General features: G+C 71.1%; 14 protein-coding genes. 6 read left to right on the top strand and 8 right to left on the bottom strand.

Features of this window, described 5'->3' with window-relative positions:
• Nucleotides 1-55: 55 nt before the first annotated feature.
• Nucleotides 56-2935 carry a LuxR C-terminal-related transcriptional regulator gene (locus ACFWU9_RS19585; protein WP_384319972.1) on the bottom strand — a complete coding sequence of 960 codons (2880 nt, stop codon included), beginning with the start codon at nt 2933-2935 and terminating at the stop codon, nt 56-58.
• A gap of 685 nt (nt 2936-3620) precedes the next feature.
• On the opposite strand from ACFWU9_RS19585, the gene ACFWU9_RS19580 reads away from it, so the two are divergent.
• Nucleotides 3621-4625 carry an alpha/beta fold hydrolase gene (locus tag ACFWU9_RS19580; protein ID WP_384319970.1) on the top strand — a complete coding sequence of 335 codons (1005 nt, stop codon included), beginning with the start codon at nt 3621-3623 and terminating at the stop codon, nt 4623-4625.
• 66 nt (nt 4626-4691) lie between these two features.
• Here the strand turns inward: ACFWU9_RS19580 and ACFWU9_RS19575 are convergent, their stop codons facing one another.
• Together ACFWU9_RS19575 and ACFWU9_RS19570 are read right to left on the bottom strand one after the other, a co-directional pair.
• Nucleotides 4692-5378 (bottom strand): response regulator, encoded by a 687-nt coding sequence (locus tag ACFWU9_RS19575; protein WP_384319968.1) that lies wholly within the window; start codon nt 5376-5378, stop codon nt 4692-4694.
• On the bottom strand, nt 5375-6550 hold the full coding sequence (locus ACFWU9_RS19570; protein WP_384319966.1) for a sensor histidine kinase: 1176 nt from the start codon (nt 6548-6550) through the stop codon (nt 5375-5377). The genes ACFWU9_RS19575 and ACFWU9_RS19570 overlap by 4 nt, the downstream gene beginning before the upstream one ends.
• A gap of 168 nt (nt 6551-6718) precedes the next feature.
• On the opposite strand from ACFWU9_RS19570, the gene ACFWU9_RS19565 reads away from it, so the two are divergent.
• The 5 genes from ACFWU9_RS19565 to ACFWU9_RS19545 all read left to right on the top strand — a co-directional run bounded on the left by ACFWU9_RS19565 (nt 6719) and on the right by ACFWU9_RS19545 (nt 11957).
• Nucleotides 6719-7717: an ABC transporter ATP-binding protein gene (locus ACFWU9_RS19565; protein WP_384319964.1), complete on the top strand. Its 999-nt coding sequence runs from the start codon at nt 6719-6721 to the stop codon at nt 7715-7717.
• Nucleotides 7714-9237 (top strand): ABC transporter permease, encoded by a 1524-nt coding sequence (locus tag ACFWU9_RS19560; RefSeq protein WP_384319962.1) that lies wholly within the window; start codon nt 7714-7716, stop codon nt 9235-9237. Before ACFWU9_RS19565 ends, ACFWU9_RS19560 begins: the two co-directional genes overlap by 4 nt.
• Nucleotides 9234-10010, top strand: coding sequence for an ABC transporter permease (locus ACFWU9_RS19555; RefSeq protein WP_384319960.1), 777 nt, complete (start codon nt 9234-9236; stop codon nt 10008-10010). Before ACFWU9_RS19560 ends, ACFWU9_RS19555 begins: the two co-directional genes overlap by 4 nt.
• A gap of 437 nt (nt 10011-10447) precedes the next feature.
• Nucleotides 10448-11296, top strand: coding sequence for a DUF4097 domain-containing protein (locus tag ACFWU9_RS19550; RefSeq protein ID WP_384319958.1), 849 nt, complete (start codon nt 10448-10450; stop codon nt 11294-11296).
• Nucleotides 11297-11591: 295 nt separating this feature from the next.
• On the top strand, nt 11592-11957 hold the full coding sequence (locus ACFWU9_RS19545) for a PH domain-containing protein (protein ID WP_356595303.1): 366 nt from the start codon (nt 11592-11594) through the stop codon (nt 11955-11957).
• Nucleotides 11958-11981: 24 nt separating this feature from the next.
• Here the strand turns inward: ACFWU9_RS19545 and ACFWU9_RS19540 are convergent, their stop codons facing one another.
• The 5 genes from ACFWU9_RS19540 to ACFWU9_RS19520 are packed head-to-tail and all read right to left on the bottom strand — an operon-like array spanning nt 11982 to nt 18816.
• The gene (locus ACFWU9_RS19540) at nt 11982-13217 is read right to left on the bottom strand and encodes a hypothetical protein (RefSeq protein ID WP_384319956.1); all 1236 of its coding nucleotides are present in this window, start codon (nt 13215-13217) and stop codon (nt 11982-11984) included.
• A gap of 5 nt (nt 13218-13222) precedes the next feature.
• Nucleotides 13223-15784: an Hsp70 family protein gene (locus ACFWU9_RS19535; RefSeq protein WP_384319954.1), complete on the bottom strand. Its 2562-nt coding sequence runs from the start codon at nt 15782-15784 to the stop codon at nt 13223-13225.
• Nucleotides 15777-16736: a hypothetical protein gene (locus ACFWU9_RS19530; protein ID WP_384319952.1), complete on the bottom strand. Its 960-nt coding sequence runs from the start codon at nt 16734-16736 to the stop codon at nt 15777-15779. The genes ACFWU9_RS19535 and ACFWU9_RS19530 overlap by 8 nt, the downstream gene beginning before the upstream one ends.
• The gene (locus ACFWU9_RS19525) at nt 16733-17938 is read right to left on the bottom strand and encodes a serine/threonine-protein kinase (protein WP_384319950.1); all 1206 of its coding nucleotides are present in this window, start codon (nt 17936-17938) and stop codon (nt 16733-16735) included. Before ACFWU9_RS19525 ends, ACFWU9_RS19530 begins: the two co-directional genes overlap by 4 nt.
• Nucleotides 17935-18816 (bottom strand): FHA domain-containing protein, encoded by an 882-nt coding sequence (locus ACFWU9_RS19520; protein ID WP_384319948.1) that lies wholly within the window; start codon nt 18814-18816, stop codon nt 17935-17937. The genes ACFWU9_RS19525 and ACFWU9_RS19520 overlap by 4 nt, the downstream gene beginning before the upstream one ends.
• Between the last annotated feature and the right edge of the window lie 45 nt (nt 18817-18861).

The following is an 18861-nucleotide window of genomic DNA, read 5'->3' as shown; positions in this document are numbered from 1 at the left end:
GCTTCCCCGGCTTGCCGCTCTGTCTTCCCCCTTGGTCGTGGCCGCCGCCACCGCTTCACGCCCCGGCGCCGGCATCGGCGCTACGACCGTCGCCGTAGGCGCTGCCGCCGTAGCCGTCTCTTACTCTCTCGCTGTCCGCGCCTCTTTCGCCGTACCTCGAACGGACCCGCGACACCTCGTTCGCCAGGCCCTGCCGACTCGCTATCCCGAGCTTGCGCATCGCCCGGGCCACATGCTGCTCCACCGTGCGCGGCGAGAGATACAGCGTGGCCGCTATCTCGCGGTTCGTGAGCCCGGTGGCAGCCAGCTCCGCGACCTCCCCCTCACGCGGAGACATACGCTCCGCGTACGCGGGCCGACCGGGCCGCCGCCGCTGGGCCGCCGGACAGTAGGCGCGGAGGGTCGCCCGTACGCGCGCCGCGTCCCAGACCGCCCCGAGATCGGTCAACTCCGCGACACAGCGGGTGAGTTCCGCGACCGCCTCGTCCACCTCGCCCCCACCGAGCTGGAACGCGCAACGTCCCGCGCCTTCCGCCATGAGCGCACGCGCGTACGGGTGGGACAGCTCCCCGTACGCCGCGCCCGCCTGCCGGAAAAGCACCCGTCCCTCCGCCAACTCGCCCTCGGCCTGCGCCAGGACGGCCCGGCACCAGAGCAGGGCGGCGGTCGCCGACGGAGCGTCCCGCCCGGTCAGCCCGGCCGCGAACTCCGCCACCACCCGCTGCGCCAACTGCCGCCGTCCCGCGCGGGTATGCGCCTCCACCACCCAGGGCGCCAGCTCGGCGCCCCACACCCAGACGCCTTTCCGGCCGAGCCACGCCCAGGCCGACGCGGCGGCCTCGGTGGCGGACTCCACCTCCTGCCGGGCCAGCAGGAGCCGGATATGGGCGCCGGCCGCCGTGGCCGCGACCGGCGCCTCACAGGTCTCGTACGCGCGGTAGCTCGCATACGACGTGTCGGACCGCTCGCAGCCACCCGACCGAAGCGGCGACGGCTCGACACCCCGGGGGAGCCAGTCCCGTACCGCCTCCCAGTCGCCTTTCGCCAGCGCCAGCAGGGCCAGCACCACCCGGGCGTCGCTCGCACTGCCGTCCTCAGCCACCAGACCGGTGCACCGCTCGGCCAGACCCTCCCAACGGCCGGTCAGCCAGTCGCGGAACAGCGCCGTGCCCCGCCCCACCCGCTCCAGGAACGGCGCACCGCTCCGCGCCGCGAGCTCGATGCCCTCCGTCAGCAGCTTGTCCGCACCGCGGTGGTGGCCCAGATACACCGCGCCGTTCGCCGTGTTGCACAGGCCGCGCGCGACCTGCTGACGGGCGGCACGGTCCGTACTGTCACGGGGCAGCCGCTCGACCAACCGCCACGCTTCCGGATCACCGGTGTTCATCAGCACGGTCGCCCGGCAGGCGGCGGTCGCCGTACGTGCCGCACGGTCCCCCGACGCCTCGGCCGCCGCCTCCGCACGCTCCAGCCAGGCCACGTTCTCACCCAGGGGGGCGCCGGGGAAGAACGGGTTCGCCAACGCCCCCATCGCCAGCGCAGCCAGGGCCGGCCGTCCGGCCCCGGTCAACTCCTCAGCCGCCCGGCCCAGTTCCCATCGCCCTTCCTCGAAGCGTCTCTTGCGGTTGTGCAGGAGCAGGCCCAGTTCGAGCCGTATCTCGCCACGCTCGGCCGCGGGGAGCGCGGGATCCTCCACTGTCTCGCGCAGCACGCGTGCCGTCCCGTCCGACCGCCGTCCCAGTACGGCGCCCCGGGCAAGTGTCAGCGCCAACCGCGCCCGCCTCTCCGCCGGAAGACCGCCCACGTCCAGCGCCTCTTCCAGCAACGCGACCGCCGCCTCGTCGTCGTTCACCAGGTGCTCCGCTGCCCGCAGCCAGTCCTCCGTACGGCCGCCGCCGCGCCAGTGGCGTGCCATCCGCGCCCATGGCACCGGCTCCCGAGCGGCGAGCATCGCCGCCGCCCGCTCGTGCAGCCGCTCCCGCACCGGACCCGGCAGCTCCGCGTGGAGCGCCGAGGCCGCCAGCGGTACGGCGAAGCCGTACCGCCCCTCGCTCGTCTCCCGCAACGCCGAGCCCTGAAGCGCCGCGATCAGCGCCGTACGGCCGGCATCCCCGTCGAGACCCGCGACCGCCGCCAGATCCTCGGCCGCCGCCGGTTCGTCCAGGACCGCTGCCGCCCAGACGATCGGGCGGTACGGCTCCGGCAGCGCGGCCGTCCGGTCCAGCACCAACTCACCGAGCCGCACCGGCACTCCGACCTCGTCCACGTCCCTGGCGGTGAAACACTCCCGCCCGGCCCGCTCCAGCGCGCGATCGCTGTCCCGGTCCCGGTCCCGGTCGGCGGCGGCGTCCCGCAGCATCCGCAGCAGGTCAACGAGCACCTGCGGCACCCCGCCGGAACGCTGACACAGCCGGGCCACGAACTCCTGCGGACACCGCCGCGCCCCCAGCAGCTCACCGGCGACATCCCGCACACGCCGCTCGTCCAACGGCTCCAGCCGCCACCGCACAACCGACAACCGCGCGGGATAGTCCACCGCCCTCCCCAATGGCAGCCCTGGTCTGGGCAGTTGCTCGGGCCGGTAGGTCAGCACCGCCGCGAAGGGCGTGGGCGGCTCCCTCAGCAGACTCCGCAGCAAGGCGAGGCAGTCGTCGTCCGCGTGATGGAGATCCTCGGCGACCAGGAGCACGGGACAGGTAGAAGCGAGCAGCGCCTCAAGTGCCTGGTACGCGCTGAGCCGCCCCCCGAGCGGAGCCGCGTCCGGCGCCGCCGCACTGCCGACACGCGGCTCCGGGCCGAGCGGATCGGCGACCACGAAGCCGCCCGACGCCCGGAACGTCACCACCAGCCGTGCCGCCGCCCGCGCCTGCGGCAACTCCAGCAGACGGTGCACCAGTCTGCTCTTCCCCATCCCGGCCTCGCCCTCGACCAACACCAGCGCCGGCTCCTGCCCGGCACCGGCACAAGCCCCGATTCCGGTCCCGGCACCGGGGAGCGCGGCCGTCAATCGCCGCTCCCACGCCCATTCCTGCGCGAGAGGTCCACTCCTCACGGTCGTCACGCCCTGGCCACCCCAACCGGCCTGTCCACGGCCGGATTCACAGACAGCCTCCCTCCGGTCTTCGCTCCCTATCACCCATCGACATGTACAGAACAGAGAACGCTCGGTCAGCTCCCCGGAGCGACTACCCCACGTTCCACACCTTCGGCAGATCGCCACCACAGAAGGCGCACATGAACTAGCCCTCCCGCACGATGCCTATCTCCCCAGGGCCCGGACAGCGCCGGAACACCACCTCGTACGTGAACCCGCCCCTTTTCTCCGCCGCCTTGTCCCGCAGTCGAACAATCACCCGGCACCGCCGGTCAACGGTGGGGCACCCGGCCGCATGGCGCAGATGTGCGCGAATTCCCGGAACTCGTATGGGGGAATCCCGTTCCACTTTCTGCCCAAGACTCGTCCACAGATGATTTCGTGGCGAATTCTGGTCGTTGGTAGGAGCAGTGAAGCGGAATTGCTCCTGCTCGCTCGCGTCCGGATCCGGTCTGCCGCCGCTGCGGGACGTGCAGGGCCACCTGCCGGACGGCGACACCCCCACCTCAGTGCTTGGAGCCACCCTGTGCCTGCGCCCACCGACGCGATCCCCAGCTCACGCACCCCCATCTCCGATGTCGCCCTCCCCTTCCCGGCCGACCTCACCGGCCGACAGAGCGACGCGGCCGAGCAGCAGATGGAGACAGAGATCGTCGAACACGATCTGACCTTCGGCGGGTTCCGCTACACCTGCCGGATCGCCCGCCAGGGCCGCCTCGCCACCGAGCCCATCGTCATCCTGGGCGGGTCCTCCCAGGACCGCCACTCGTGGCAACGCCACGAGAAGTGGCTCACCCCTCTCAGCTCCGTCATCACGATCGACCTGCCCGGCTATGGGACGGCCGACTTCCTCCCCGCGAAGTACGGCGTCGACTTCCTCGCCGCGGCGGTACGCCATGTGGTCGAGGAACTCCGCATCCCCCGCCTCAACCTGGTGGCCGCCTGCTACGGCGGAGCCATCGGCGTCCGGTTCGCCCAGCACTACCCTCACCTCCTCGAACGGCTGATGCTCGTCGGGATGACCACCGGCATTCCGGCCGACTACGCGATGGCCATGGAGCGTTGGGACGGCATGATCCGACGTGGTGAGACGGAGCCCATCGCCCGTGAGCTCGCCGACCGCTTCATGTCCCCCGCCGGCATCGGGCACGTACGCAAGAAGGCGGCCGTCGCCCGACTCGTCTACCAGCAGATCGCCGCGCAGAACCCCGAGCAGCTGCGCAAGTCCGCCGAGCACAACTCCCGGCTGATGCGCCACGAGTGGTACCGCCCCGAACCGACCCCGGCCATCCCCAGCCTGGTCGTCACCGGCGAGTACGACACCCTGACCACACCCGCCATGGGCCGCACGATGGCCGCCTGCCTGCCGTCGGCCCGCTTCATGACCATCGAGGAGACGGACCACCTCGCCCCGGTGGAGCGGATCGCGGACTTCGCGGACCTCATGGCTCGCTTCTGCACCGACCGCCCACTGGAAGGCCTGGCCTACGCCACCGAACCGGAGGTATTCGGCGCTCCCCAGCCGGCCTGACCGGCCATCGGTCCGGCTCCACGACCTCTCGGGCGCTCTCTGGCCGGCTCCTTCCGCCCACGCCGCTCACCCCTCCGCTCCGCCGACGCCCGGGACGATCAGGCCCGATTCGTACGCCGCGACCACCGCCTGTGTGCGGTCACGCAGGCCGAGTTTGTTGAGCAGACGGCTGACGTGCGACTTGACCGTCTCCTCACTGACGATCAACCGTGCCGCGATCTCCGGGTTGGACAGACCCTCGGCGATCAGCCGCAGTACCTCCGTCTCACGCGGGGTGAGCGCGGCAAGCGGCCGGGAGGGCGCCGTGGCCTGCTTTCGGCGCTGCCGGGCGAACTCGCCGATGAGGCGGCGGGTGATCTTCGGCGCGAGCAGCGCGTCCCCCGCGGCAACCACGCGCACCGCGTCGAACAGCCGCTCCGCCGCCACGTCCTTGAGGAGAAAGCCGCTGGCCCCCGCCCCAAGGGCGTCGTAGACATGCTCGTCCAGGTCGAAGGTGGTCAGAATGATGATGCGCGGGCCCGCGCCCTCCCCCGCCTCGGCGACGATCCGCCCGGTTGCCTCGATGCCGTCCATGACCGGCATCCTGACGTCCATGAGCACGACGTCGGGCTTCTGCTCGCGGCAGATACGCACCCCCTCGGCCCCGTCGCACGCGTTGCCGGACACGGTGAAGTCGCTCTGTGTGGCGAGCAGTCCGGCGAAGCCGGCCCTCACCAGCTCATGGTCGTCCACGATGACGATGTTGGTGCTCATCGGACGGCCTCCGTCACCGGGAGCGGCAGCTTCGCCTCCACCAGGAAGCCCCCACCGGGGGCCGGACCGGCGCGAAGCTCGCCTCCGACCGCTGCGACGCGCTCGCGCATCCCGAGCAGTCCGTGCCCCGAGGACCGGCCTCCCGTTCTTGGCACCGGCCCCGGGCCGTTGTCCCTGATCCGCACCTCAAGCACCTCCGGGTAGTAACGCAGTTCGACATCGACGGCCGCCCCCGGGGCGTGCCGGCGGGCGTTGGTGAGGGCTTCCTGGACTATTCGGTACGTCGTGAGCTCGATGCCCGGGTCGAGCGTCGCCACCGGCCCGCTGACGATCAGCCGCGTGGCGGCGCCGGTCGCCTCCCGCGCCTCGTCCAGCAGTTCGTTGAGCTGGTTCAGTCCCGGCTGCGGTCTCCTGGTGACGGGCGGGGTGCCCGCGTCCTCCCGGAGCACACCGAGGAGCCGACGCATCTCGGTCAGCGCGGCGCGGGCCGTGTCACCTATGTCCAGCAGGCGCTTCGCCCCGGCCTCGGGCATACCGGGCGTGGTGAGCCGGGCCGTCTCCGCCTGCACGGAGATCATCGAGATGTGGTGCGCGACGACGTCGTGCAATTCGCGGGCGATGCGGGCCCGTTCACCACGTGCCACATGCTCGTGGAGGGTGTCGGCGATGGCCCTCTCGGTGGCGTCGCGCGCCACCTCCTCGGCGCGCGCACGACGACCTGCGCCGTCCGCGACCGCCGCTGCCGCCAACACGGCAGTCAAAACCCCGTACACCCTTATCCCATTGATCTGCGGGCCCGCGAGCGCGGTCGCGATATAGGGGAGCACCAGCAGCACGGCGAGGCGGCGGGAGCCTCGGCCGGCGAGCCAGTGCAGGGCGAGCAGCAGCGCGACAAGCCCGGCGACGGTCAACACGTGGAAACTCACGAGCGAGACCACACCCGCCAATGTGAGGCAGACGGTGGCCGTGGTGGCCAGCGGCGTGCGCAGCAGCCCGACCGGTGTCGTCGTGCTGATGGCGAGCGTGAGCGCGAAGGAAAGGTCCGTGTCGATACTTCCCCCGCGCACCGCGGTTTCCCCGCACGCGAGCAGCGCGAGCGTCGCCCCGACCGCCACCTGCCGGTCGGGCGATTCCGCGATTCGCTTCGCCACGCGCTTGATTTCTTCGCTCACGTCCACCATTGTCCCGACGCCAGGACGAGTTCGCGTCCCCCTGACCAGTGCTCTTGGCATCCCCCACGCGAGCTATATCAGCGGCGGTTCCTCCCTCGTGCCAGGGATACCGAAGTGCGCTCTCTCGCGTGACGACCCGGGGCACCCCCGCTCCCTAGCCTTTCGAGCATGCAGGCAACCATCGAAATTCAGGAGCTGCGAAAGCAGTTCGGGCAGACCCTCGCGGTTGACGATCTGTCCTTCACCGTGCGACCGGGTCAGGTCACCGGCTTCGTCGGGCCCAACGGCGCGGGGAAGTCCACGACCATGCGTATGCTCCTGGGCCTCGACGCGCCCGATTCCGGGCAGGCGTTGATCGGCGGGCGGCGGTACGCGACATTGCGCCGGCCGCTGACCGAGGTGGGGGCGCTGCTGGACGCGGCGGCCGTGCACCCGAGCCGGCGCGGCCGGGACCATCTGCTGTGGCTCGCGCACTCGCACGGATTCCCAGCCTCCCGGGTCGACGAGTTGCTGGAGCGGGTGGGTCTCGCGTCCGCGGGCCGGCGCCGGGCGGGGAACTACTCGCTCGGGATGCGGCAGCGGCTCGGCATAGCCGCCGCGCTGCTCGGCGATCCGCCGGTGCTGGTGCTGGACGAGCCGGTCAACGGCCTTGATCCGGAAGGTATCCGCTGGATCCGTGGCTTTCTGCGCGGGCTCGCGCGCGAGGGACGGGCGGTTCTCGTCTCCAGTCATCTGATGAGTGAGCTGGAGGACTCCGCGGACCATCTCGTGGTCGTCGGGCGCGGCCGGCTCATCGCGGACACCTCCGTCGCCGAGCTGCTGGCCGCGGCCTCGGGTGAACGGGTCTCGCTGCGGACGTCCGCGCGTACGGACGCCATGAGGTTGCTGGCCCGGGAGGGGGCGACGGTCGCGGCGGACGGGCCGCAGTCCCTCACCGTCAGCGGCCTGCCGACGGAGCGGATCGTGGCGCTGCTCACCACGGGCGGGGTGCCGTTCTCGGAGATCGGTGCGCATCGGGCCACGCTGGAGGAGGCGTATATGGAACTGACCCGTGACGCCTCCGAGTTCCACACGGTCGAACCGACGGAGAGCAGGGCATCGAGCCCCGCACCGGCGGCGAACGCGGAAACGATCACGGCCAACGAGACGGAGGGGACGCACTCATGAGTACTCCCACCATCACCCCCTACCGCTCCGAACTCCCGCCCGCGCGCGACGGGTTCCCGCAACTGCTGCACGCCGAGTGGACCAAGTTGCGCACGGTGCGCCGGTGGAGCCTGACACTTCTCGCCGGAGTGTTGATCACGGTGCTGGTCTCGCTGCTCTCCGCGTTCAGCGGCGGCAGCGACGTCTCCGGAGACCGCACTCCGCCCCCGGTGGGACCGCACGGCGGGGTCGTCTCCGACACCTTCCCCTTCACGCACCAGACTCTGACCGGCGACGGCAGCGTCACCGCCCGGGTGTTCCCGCCCAAGGGACGGGAAGGGCGGAAGGCCGAGCCGTGGGCCAAGGCCGGAGTGGTGATCAAAAAGAGCACGGAGGCAGGATCGTCCTATGCGGCGGTCATGATCACGCCGGGACACGGTGTCCGGCTCCAGTCGGACTTCACCCACGACTCCGCCGGGGGCGCCATCGCCCAGGACCGGCCGCACTGGCTGCGGTTGACCCGCTCCGACGACCGGTTCACCGCGTACCGGTCGGCCGACGGGGATACGTGGGCGAAGGTCGGCACGACGCGGGTCGCCGGCCTGCCGGAGACCGTTCAGGCGGGCCTGTTCGTGGCAACGCCCCAAGAGACCATGGTGCAGAGGCAGTTCGGCTCCACCTCGGTCGGGGGGAGGCCCGCACGGATCACCGCCGCCTTCGACCATGCCACGGTGGACGGCGGGCAGGGTGCCTGGCGCCAGGACACCGTCGGCGGGGGCAGCATCGAGGACCTCAAGGGGGCGCTGGGCAGCGGTTCCACGGAGAAGTCCGGCACGTGGACATTGACGGGCTCCGGCGACGTCGCGCCGTTCACACCCGACGCCGACCTCACGCAGCAGTCTCTCGCGGGAGCACAGATAGGGCTGATTCCGCTGGTGGCGCTGGGGGTGCTGTTCATCACCGCCGAATACCGGCGAGGCGTGATCCTCACCACGCTGACGGCCAGTCCGCGCCGGGGCAGGGTGCTGGTCGCGAAGGCCGTCGTCCTGGCCGGGGTCACCTTCCTGACCGGCCTTGTCGCAGCCGTGCTGTCGTTCGTGCTCGGCGAGCCCGAGCTGCGCGAGCGGATGCCCAATCCCCTCTTCCATCCGGACGTTGCCCTCACCGACGGGCCCGTGCTGCGCGCCGTCGTCGGCACCGCCGTGCTGCTGGCCGCCGTCGCCGTGCTGGCTCTGGCCGTGGGCGCGATCCTGCGGAACACCGCCGTGGCCGTCACCTTGATCGTGGTCGCGCTCGTCCTGCCGCTCGTACTGCTTTCCGGGCTGCCGATCGGTGCCGCGCAATCGGTGATGAAACTGACCCCGCTCGCCGGCTTCGCGGTACAGCGCACGCTGCCGGAGTACGAGCACGTGGACGCCGTCTGTCTTCCCGAGAACGGCTGTTATCCACAAGGCCCCTGGGCGGGACTCCTGGTGCTGTGCGCCTGGGCAGTGGTGCTCCTCGGAGTCGCGGTCTGGCGAATGCGCAGGAGGGACGCATGAGGGGCGCCCTCCACGCGGAGTGGACGAAACTCCGTACGGTACCGAGCACATGGTGGCTGCTGGTCGCCGTGGCGGCGCTGACGTGGGTGCTGGGCGCGGCCGCCACCGGGACGGTGTCGACCGACCAGTGCCCGTCGCCGGACGAGTGTCAGGAGGACACCGTCAGGCTCAGCCTCACCGGAGTCTGGCTCGGCCAGGCGGCCGTTGCCGCGTTCGGGGTGCTGGCGATGAGCAGCGAGTACGGGACGGGGACGATCCAGGCCACGCTGACCGCGGTGCCGGGCCGGGTCCGTGTCCTCACCGCCAAGGCGGTGGTCGTCACGGGTGGAGCGCTGGCCGCGGGGATCGTCGCCGTGCTCGGCTCGCTGTTCGTCGGCCGGTTGATCCTGCCCGGCAACGGCTTCAGCGCGGCGCCTCTCTCCCTCGCCGAGGGACCGGCCCTGCGTGCGGCCGTGGGCACTGTCCTCTACCTAGGCCTGATAGCTCTGCTCGCGCTGGGCGTGGCCGCCGTTGTCCGCGACACGGCCGGGGCAATCACCACGGTGCTCGCGCTGCTCTACGCGCTGCCCGCCCTGGTCGAGTTGCTGGGCAACGAGGACTGGCGGGAACGAATACGCGAGTGGGCGCCTGCCTCGGCGGGGCTGGCCGTTCAAGCGACCAAGAACCTGGACGCCCTGCCCATCGGACCCTGGTCGGGTCTCGCGGTCCTGGGGGCATGGGCGGGAGCAGGGCTGGTCGCGGGGGCGGCGATGTTCAAATTCCGCGACGCGTGAGCCGGATGCCGGCGGTAACCGGGGTGATGCCATCTGGCGCATAGGGCCCCCTGGAGCTTCGGGGTGCCTGGTGCACTCGATGGTGTCGAGTGCCGGGAGTGCATGGCAGTGACACCACCGTTTTCGGTGCGGTGACACATCCGGGAGGGGGCGTCTGAACTGCGGCTTCACCAGAGCAGATGGATAGGCGCGCCATCGGTGCGCCACCTCTGAGCCATTCACTCTTGCTTTGGCGCCACACTGATGCCATGATGGCGTTATGGGCCTCAAGCGGTACGCCGACCGTCTCTGCCCGGCGCAGGGGAGCGGGCAGAGCCACACCGGCTGGACGCGGTAACCCCGCCCCTGCCACAACGACTACCGCCGACACGGCCCATGCATCTCACCTCCGTCCCAGATGGCGGGGGTTCCTACAGACCGACAAGGACGGGACAGCCATGCCTACTTTCAACACTCCTGAACCGATCACCGCCAACGTGCAGTTGGATCTCGGCACGGTCGAGGTCATCGCCGGGGACCGCGCCGACACCGTCGTGGAGGTACGGCCGAGCAGCGCCTCCAGTGAGAGCGACCGGAAGGCCGCCGAGAAGACCGAGGTCACCTACTCGCATGGAAAGTTGCTGATCAGGGGGCCGAAGCAGAGGCCTTCCTCGTTCCGCAAGGGCGGCTCGATCCACGTACAGATCTCGGTGCCCACCGGCTCCGCCGTACACGGCAGTTCGGCCATGGCGGACCTCAGCTGCGAGGGGCGGATCGGTGAATGCCGGTTCGAGACCCAGTACGGCAACATCCGGGTCGACGAGTCCGGCGCCTTGAGCGTGACCACCTCGCACGGCGATGTCGACGTGCGGCGCGCGGTCGGCCGGTCCGACATCTCCGGGTGCGGCAGGGTGCGGATCGGCGAGATCGACGGGCCGGCGGTCATCAGCAACGTCAACGGCGACACCAACGCGGCCGATGTCACCGGCAACCTGCGGGTGACCGCGGCCAATGGCGCCATCAGTGTGGGGCGGGCACACGCCGATGTCCGGGCCGAGACGGCAGCGGGCGCCATCCGGGTCGACGAGGTGATGCGCGGGACCGTCGTGCTCGAATCCTCGGTCGGCGCGCTGGACGTCGGTGTCCGGGGCGGCACCGCCGTCTCGCTGGAGACCGGCACCCTAAGCGGAAGGGTGAGGAACGGCCTCGACGCCGTCTGGCCCGCCGACGTGCTCCGGAAGTCCGACGACACCGTCCGGGTCAGTGCCGTCACCGGCGTTGGCGACATCACCGTCCGGCGCGTCTGACCTGTGATCAGGTCCGGAAGCAGGCCTCCGCGTCCGCGGCCCCGCCCCTGGGGCCGCGGAGCCCCGCTCGGCTTCCGTGTCCTTCGTAGGAGGGAGTCGTACAGTTCGGAGAGCGGCCCGGACGCCAGGGCCCCGGACCCCCCAATCCCCCCCGCCCGCCCGCCGGATCTCGCGCACCCGGCCCCCGGATACAGCTCTGCTACGGCTGCGCTACGGGCCTACGGTGACTCCCCGGCCCCGGCCCTCTCAGCCGTACAGTACGAAAATCGTGCACGTTGGATGAATCGGGGATGTCATGGCGCTTTTCGGAAACGCACACACCATCAACCCGGCCACCGCCCAGCAGGACTACGCGCGTCTGCTGGGACAGGGCGAACAGGTGCATGCCGCCTACCAGTTGATCCGGGACAGCATCCTCTTCACCGACCGGAGGCTGATCCTTATCGACAAGCAGGGGATAACCGGCAAGAAGACCGAGTACCACTCCATCCCGTACCGGAGCATCACGCACTTCGCCGTGGAGACGGCCGGCACCTTCGATCTCGACGCAGAGCTGAAGATCTGGCTCTCCGGAGCCTCGGTGCCGATCCAGAAAACCTTCACCAAGGGCGTCGACATCTACGAAGTGCAGGCCATCCTCACGCAGTTCGCCGCACGGTAGTCAGCGACGGGTGGGGGAGCCACGTCAGCGGGCGGCAGGTGGCTCCTTCGGGGTGATCAGCAGCGTCACGGTGCGATTCCGGGGGGCGTTCGCGTCGGTCGCCGGGAAGGGGCCCCGCCGCTGGTCCGCGCTGACGAGCCGGAAGTCCGTCAGCCGCAGATCACTGTCCTCCGCCAGATACTGGGCCGCGACCCTGGCCCGCTCCAGGGCGACCACCGAGCCGCCGCTCGGGGACCCACCGGGCACGACGACCGAGTGGCCCACCACCGTGGTCTCCACCCCGGTCTCCGCCCCCGCCCCCTTCTCCGGGGCTCCCGGACCGGCATCGGCACCGGAGTTCAGGTCGGCCAGCCTGCGGCCGATCTCCGTCAGGGCCGTGGCACCCTCCCGGCTGATCACGGAGTCGTACGGGAACACCCCCGTGCTGAAGACCAGTTGGATGTCATCGGCATGCCGCCGGAGTTCGACGCCCGGCATCGCCAGTCGTTTCGCGACCTCGTCGAGCGTGCTGTCGCGGCGCTCCGCCTCCGCAGAGTCGTCCGCCTCTTGGTCGGCAATGCGCTTCGCCAACTCATCGGCACGTCGCGACTCGGCCTGCAGCCGGTCCGATTCCGAGTCCGCCTCGGTCACCGAACCCGAGGGTCGGCCAGCGTCGTCGCCACCGTCCGAGATCAGCCGGACGGCGCCGCCGACCAGGGCGACTCCCGCCACCGTGGCGGCCAGCGCCGCAGCGATCACCGCGACCCGCCCGGTGTGGACGACCGGGCGGGCGTGGCGGCGTCCGGAGGCGATCTTCGCGAGAGTGAGACGGCCGGCCGCCGCGTCCGGATCGTCGGGCGCGAGCGCCTCCACCCGGGTCCAGCACGCGTCCGCCTCGGTCAGCTCGCCCCGCTGCGCGTGGACCTTGGCCCGCAGGTTGAGGGCGGCCACCACGGTCGCCCGTTCGGCCCCCGAGGCAGCGCCCGACGGAGCGCCGGAGTCGGCCTTCGCGAAGCTGACCCGCGCCGTGTCCAGGTGGCCGCCGGTGTCGAGCTCGTCCAGCAGCCGCGCCGCCCGGTCGAGATCGCCCGCGCGTGCCGCCGAGTGCGCGCGGTTGACGGTGAGTTGCAGGCTCAGGGCCCGCGCGTGCGCGGAATCGGTCACCCGCACCCCGCTCACCCCGCTCGCCCCGCCCGCGCCAGTCGCGCCATCCACACCGCTCGCCCCGCTCCCACCCGCCGCCCCGCCCGCACCGCTCGTACCACCGCTGGCATCAGTCATGCCGCTCACGCCCTGCCCAGCCAGACGACCTTCTCCTGCTCATCCTTCGGGAGCAGCCGGTAGAGCCGCTGGTTCACCGCGTCCAGACCCTGTCGGTCGTTCGCCGCGATGGCCCGGTGCCCTTCCTGGATGAGCGGTCCGGCCTGCCCGGACGCCCGCAGCATCTCCTGAAGCGTGTAGAAGAGCTTCACCGACCAGTCGGGGCTCCGCCGCTCCAGTTCGAACAGCAGCGACCCCGTCCGGTCGATGAGTGCGCGAACGGCCACCGAGTCCTGCGCGTTGATCGCCTCGTTCGCCCGGCTCTGGATCGCGGCCAGCTCCTGCCGGTCGGCCGTGTCGCCGTGCTGGCGCACGAGTTCCTCCGCCTCGGCGATCGCCGACCGCAGATCCCGTACGAGACCGGGCAGCCCCACCGCGTCCGCGATGTCGTCCAACTCGGCCTGCAGATCGCGCAGTCTCTCCTCCGCCGTGGCGGCGGCGCCGTTGTCCACGGCGGACGCGTCCACCTGCTCGCGGGCCGTGCTGACGGACCGCTCCTCGTCCAGCTTCGCCAGCCGTCGCTCGGCGTCGGCCGAGCCGGCGTCCGCCACGAATCCACGCAGCGCGACCAGCCGCCCCTCGGCCTCGTCCAGGATGTCGCGCAGTTCCTCGGGGTCCTTGGCCCGGATGTCGTCCAAGTTGATCTCCGCCTCGAACTGTGCCTGCACCAGCGGCACATCCGCGACCACGGTGACCATGCTGGAGGCGTCGACCTCGACCGTCACCTCGACCTCGCTGCCCGCCGGCAGGTCGATCCGGATGTCGCGCGGCCGGATCTCCAGCATGCCGACCCCACGGTTGCGGTCGGCCCGGGTGCGTTCGCCCTGGATCACCGGGATCCGGATCGTCGCGTCCGCGTCGGAGCGGTGCAGCGCCGCCGACGTACGGAACACCTCACGCACCGACGTCGGCAGCGTCGCGCCCTTGCGCAGCATCGGCGCGAAGACCTGCCCGGCGAGCTGGATGCCCAGCGAGTGCGCGAGCCGTACGCCACCGAACTCCACGTCCCGGTGGGTGATCGACAGCGTGTTGGAGGCGAGTTCGCAGCGCGCGCCCGACGGGTCGGTCAGCTCGACGACGAACTTCGACGTCGTGTGCGGGGCGACGGCCACATCCGTGATGAACACGCCCTCCGCGTTCAGCGAGATGGCGCCGGAGTGGAACGGCGGCTGACCGTCCGGATTGTTCACCGTCACCGTGTAACCGGAGAAGCTCATCCCCGACCCGGACCCCGACCCGGCCCCGGATTTCGACACCGAAACCGCCCCCGAGGCCGCTCCAGCCCCCGCCCCTGCCCCCGACTCCGAAGAGCCGCGCACGCGCCCGGCGACAGTGGGCTGGAGGGTGGTGACACTGGGATCGTACGAGAGCTCGACGGCGAACTGCCCGGCCGGGACCGGCGCCGTCTTCGACCGCGGGATCCGGACCGTACTGGCGAAGATCGCCGCGCCACGAGCGACGACCGTCGTCGGGTCGAGGCTGACGTCGAGTTCGATGCCGAGGCCGTGGCGCGGGTCGGCCAGCCGTTCGCGCAGGCCGGGAGAGAGCGTCACACCGCCGACGAGCAGCAGTCGGTCGATGTCGTCCGGGGTGAGGGCGGCTTCGGTGATCGCGTCACGGCACAGGTTGATGGCCCGGACGTAGAACGGCTCGGCGATCGAGTCGAGTTCGCCACGGGTCAGCGTGTGTTCGAGGGTGAGGGGGTTCCCGTCGGCGTCGTTGAGGTCGATCATCATCTCGATCTGGTCCCGCCGGGACAGATGGATCTTCGCGTCCTCGGCCGCGCGCTTCAGCTTGGCGAAGTTGCCGCGCCACTGCGGGTTGTCCCTGCGCATGCCCGTGAGCCCGAGCTCGGTGGCGGCTGCGGGCACCAGCAGCCGTTCGATCAACGCCCAGTCGATCAGCTTGCCGCCCAGGAACGGGTCACCGGCATGGTTGAGCACCCGCAGGTCGCCGTCGCGCTTGCTGACGAGAGCCGCGTCGAAGGTGCCGCCGCCGAAGTCGAACACCATCCAGTACGCCCGGTCGGTGGCGTCCTGGAAGCCGTACGCGAAGGCCGCCGCCGTCGGCTCCTGGACCAGCGGGCACGCGGAGGTGAATCCGGCCAGCTCGGCAGCCTCGATGGTCGCCTTGTTCTGGTTGAGGGCGAAGGCCGCCGGGACCGTGATCACCGCCGACTCGGGCGGGGTGCCGGTGTGGTGCGCGGCGTCCGCGCGCAGCGACCGGAGCACTTCCGCCGACAGTTGCGGCGGGCTGAGGGAGACGTCGGCGGCGGTGAAGGTCTTACGTGAGTCGGCGAGGCCCATCTCCAGCTTGAACTCCGCCGTGGCGTTCCCCGGATCGTGCTCCACGCGGTCCCGCGCCTGGCGGCCGACGTGGACCCTGCCCTTCTTGGGGATCCACACCGCCGAGGGTGTGATGTCCCAGCCGTCGTTGTTCTTGATGACGGACACGTTGCCGCCCTCGACGACGGCGATGGCGCTGTTGGTCGTACCAAGGTCGATACCGAAGTCGACGGTGTCACGCATGATCGGTCCTCTCGTGGTCCGAGCTGGACGGTGCTTCCGGGACAGATGCGGGGGTGGGGGTGGGGGTGGGGGTGGAGGTAGGGGAGGACGCGGATGCGGGAGCCGGCGCGGGTACGGGCACGGGCACGGAGTCCGCGGGGACGGAGTCCTCGGGCTCCGGCCGCACGTCCTCCGGAGCCGGAACGGCGTCAGCGGGCGCGGACCCGGGCACGGACTCGGCTACAGGCTCGGGCTCGGGCTCGGGCTCGGGCTCGGCTACAGGCTCAGGCTGGGGCTCCGACGGAGGGGGCGCGGGCGGAGAGCCGACGATCACCTCGCCCATCTGAATGCGGCGGCCGTTGAGATAGATCGTCGGCTTGACGGTCTCCAGGACCGTCTCGGCCGTCAGCGAGGCGTCCTCCTGGAAGGTCAGGACCTCCAGCGACAGTCCGGCATGGAACGCGTCGCCCTCGTGTTCCTGTACGAGCAACCCCGCCTCGTCCAGCGCCTCGCGGCAGTAACGCAGATAGCGGCTGGTCTGCCGTGAACGCGAAGACGACGCCTCCCCCCGGCGGTTGAGCCTGCGCTGGGCACGCCACAGATTGGTCGCGGCGTCGGCCAGCGCCTTGGCGTCCAGCGGATCGCCGGCGGGATCGACGGGGCCGGCGGGGTCCCCCGAGCCGCCGGACCCGTCCGAACCCGCCGACGCCCCGCCGCTTATGGAGCCGGCGCCACCGCCCGCCCCGGACACCGCACCCGCACCGGCCCCCGCACCCTGCCCGGAGCCCGCACCCGTATCCACGGCCACCGCCGCAGCCGCAGCGGCAGCCGCAGCCGATGCCGCCACCGACGCGAGCAGCCGTTCCAGCTCCTCGCGCGACTGTTCGTCCCACGGCAACGGTGCGATCCGGAAGGCCCGGTGGTGCCTGCGCTGATGCAGGTCGGCCATGAGCCGGGAGAGCCGCCCGCTCACATCATCACCCCCCGGCGCCACAGCGTGAGCTTGGACAGATGCAGGTCACGCAGATATGGCGACAAGTTGACGGCCTCCTCCATGAGGTCGGCGGCGCGGTCGAGTTCCCCCGGCGAGCGGGCCAGTGCGAGTGCTTCTTCGGCCAGCCGCTTGGCACGTTCCGTGGGCGGCCTGTTGGGACGTTTGGTGGGACCCTTGGGAGCGGCGGCGGCGATGGTCGTCGAGGCCCCCGCCGTACCGGAGTCGGAACCCGCGGAAGCCCCGCCACCGCCTTCGCCCCCGACCCCGACCCCGCCTCCGTCCGCCCCGCCGCGGCGCGCCGCCTCCGCGGCCTCGGCCGCCGCGTCCGCCAGCGACTCCGCGCGCTCGCGCAGCGCGTCCGCGAGGAACTGGGCCGTGGCCGGCCGGTTCTGCGCGTCGATCTCCAGCGTGGCGAGCACGATGCGGTCCAGGTCCGCGTCGACCTCGTCGTTGTAACTGCTCGGCGGGAGCAGCGACCGGTTGAACCTCCCGAAGGAGAACGACGAGAACTCCTCCCCGCCCCCGTGGAACGGAAAGCGGTTCGTCAGCAGCAGGTACGCGATCACGCCGACCGACCACACGTCGCTGGCGCACGAGTAGCCCTGGTTACGCATCACTTCGGGTGCCATGAACGCGTACGTCCCCTGGGCACTGGCCAGATGCGTGAACGGATCGGCGCGCTTGGCCAGCCCGAAGTCGCTCACCCGCACCCGCATGCCGGAATCGTCGTAGCCGATCAGGACGTTGGCGAGGGTCACGTCGCGGTGCACGATCGGCGGGTCCTGCGCGTGCGCGACGGCGAGACCGGTCGCGATCTGTGTCATCACCTCGGCGACCAGCTCTGTCGGGACCATCGACTTGTGTGCGGCGGCGAGGCGTTCGAGGCTGCCGCCCGCCACGTACTCCATGGTGAAGTAGCCGCGCAGCCCTTCGCGGGTCCGTACGGTGTTGGCGTCGAAGAGCCGGACGATGTTGGGGTGTCCGAGGGTCGACAGCAGCCGGGCCTCGTCCAGCATCTGCGCCGTCTCCTCCAGGGACGCGACGCGCTTGAACAGTTTCATCGCCTGGGAGCCGAGATACGCGTGTTGCACCCGGTGGACCTCGGCGAACGCCCCTTCTCCCAGCAGGCGGTCGATCACGAGGGTGTCGCTGACCCGGTCACCGGGGCCGAGGAGTGTCATAGCCCTAACTCCCCCTCACCCGCGTGGTCCCCGCGTTCCCCGGCACCCCGTTCGCCGGCACCGCGTTCCTTGGAGCCGCGCTCTCCCGCCTCATGGCCACCGGCCGCCCGTTGCCCCGTACTCCCGCCTACCGAGAGGACGTTGAGCCGGTAGCCGATGCCCGTCACCGTCTCCAGGATCTTCGGATTCGACGGATCCGACTCGATGCAGCGCCGTACGGCCCGTACGACACCCGCGATGTCGGCCCTGCTGTACGAGCGGTGCGCCGCCCACTCCTCGTTCGATCCCCACAACGCCGTGATCAGCTCCGCGTGTTCGCAGGCGACGGCCGCCCCGCTCGTACTGCGTCCCGCCATGTACCGCAGCAACTGGTGCCCCTGGGGCCGCAGTCCGGTGATGAGGGTCTCCTCGCCGTCCTCGTTGCGGTACGCCCTGGCGGCGACCCAGTCGTACCGCAGGCACGGCCCGGTGTGGCGTACGTCCGACGGCGAACCGAACGGCGCCGGCCGGGTGGTGTGCGGGTCCAGGAAGGTCAACTCCCAGTACACCGGCTCCCCTTCGGGGTCCATGTCGCCCAGGATCAGCACCGTGTCCCCGTGCTGGATGCGCTTGCGCGCCTGGAGGCGCTCTATGGTGTCGCCGTGCCGCAGCAGGGTCCCGTTGACGCTCGCGTTGTCCGTCACCGACCACATGCCGTCGGCGAAGTCGAGGGTGCAGTGCAGTCTCCCGACCCAGCGCTGCGGGTCGGGACCGAGCCCCACGTCGGGGGCCCGCTCGGGCACGGCGCGCCCGACGGTGACCGACACACCGCTCAGCTCGAAGACGGTCTGTGTCCCCTCCGGTGAACTCACACGCAGAGCGGCCCCCTTGACCCCCACCAACCGTCTCTCCTCCATGGTCATCATCGGTAGCCGCCGCTCGGA

Source organism: Streptomyces sp. NPDC058653 (assembly GCF_042716895.1).
Lineage (GTDB): Bacteria > Actinomycetota > Actinomycetes > Streptomycetales > Streptomycetaceae > Streptomyces.
This window is presented reverse-complemented; position numbering and strand designations above follow the sequence as displayed.

Coding starts and splice junctions, on each gene's coding strand:
- ACFWU9_RS19540 (WP_384319956.1), bottom strand. CDS start 13,217: ATGACTGATGCCAGCGGTGGTACGAGCGGTGCGGGCGGGGCGGCGGGT.
- ACFWU9_RS19560 (WP_384319962.1), top strand. CDS start 7,714: ATGAGTACTCCCACCATCACCCCCTACCGCTCCGAACTCCCGCCCGCG.
- ACFWU9_RS19545 (WP_356595303.1), top strand. CDS start 11,592: ATGGCGCTTTTCGGAAACGCACACACCATCAACCCGGCCACCGCCCAG.
- ACFWU9_RS19550 (WP_384319958.1), top strand. CDS start 10,448: ATGCCTACTTTCAACACTCCTGAACCGATCACCGCCAACGTGCAGTTG.
- ACFWU9_RS19575 (WP_384319968.1), bottom strand. CDS start 5,378: ATGAGCACCAACATCGTCATCGTGGACGACCATGAGCTGGTGAGGGCC.
- ACFWU9_RS19565 (WP_384319964.1), top strand. CDS start 6,719: ATGCAGGCAACCATCGAAATTCAGGAGCTGCGAAAGCAGTTCGGGCAG.
- ACFWU9_RS19525 (WP_384319950.1), bottom strand. CDS start 17,938: ATGACACTCCTCGGCCCCGGTGACCGGGTCAGCGACACCCTCGTGATC.
- ACFWU9_RS19535 (WP_384319954.1), bottom strand. CDS start 15,784: ATGCGTGACACCGTCGACTTCGGTATCGACCTTGGTACGACCAACAGC.
- ACFWU9_RS19555 (WP_384319960.1), top strand. CDS start 9,234: ATGAGGGGCGCCCTCCACGCGGAGTGGACGAAACTCCGTACGGTACCG.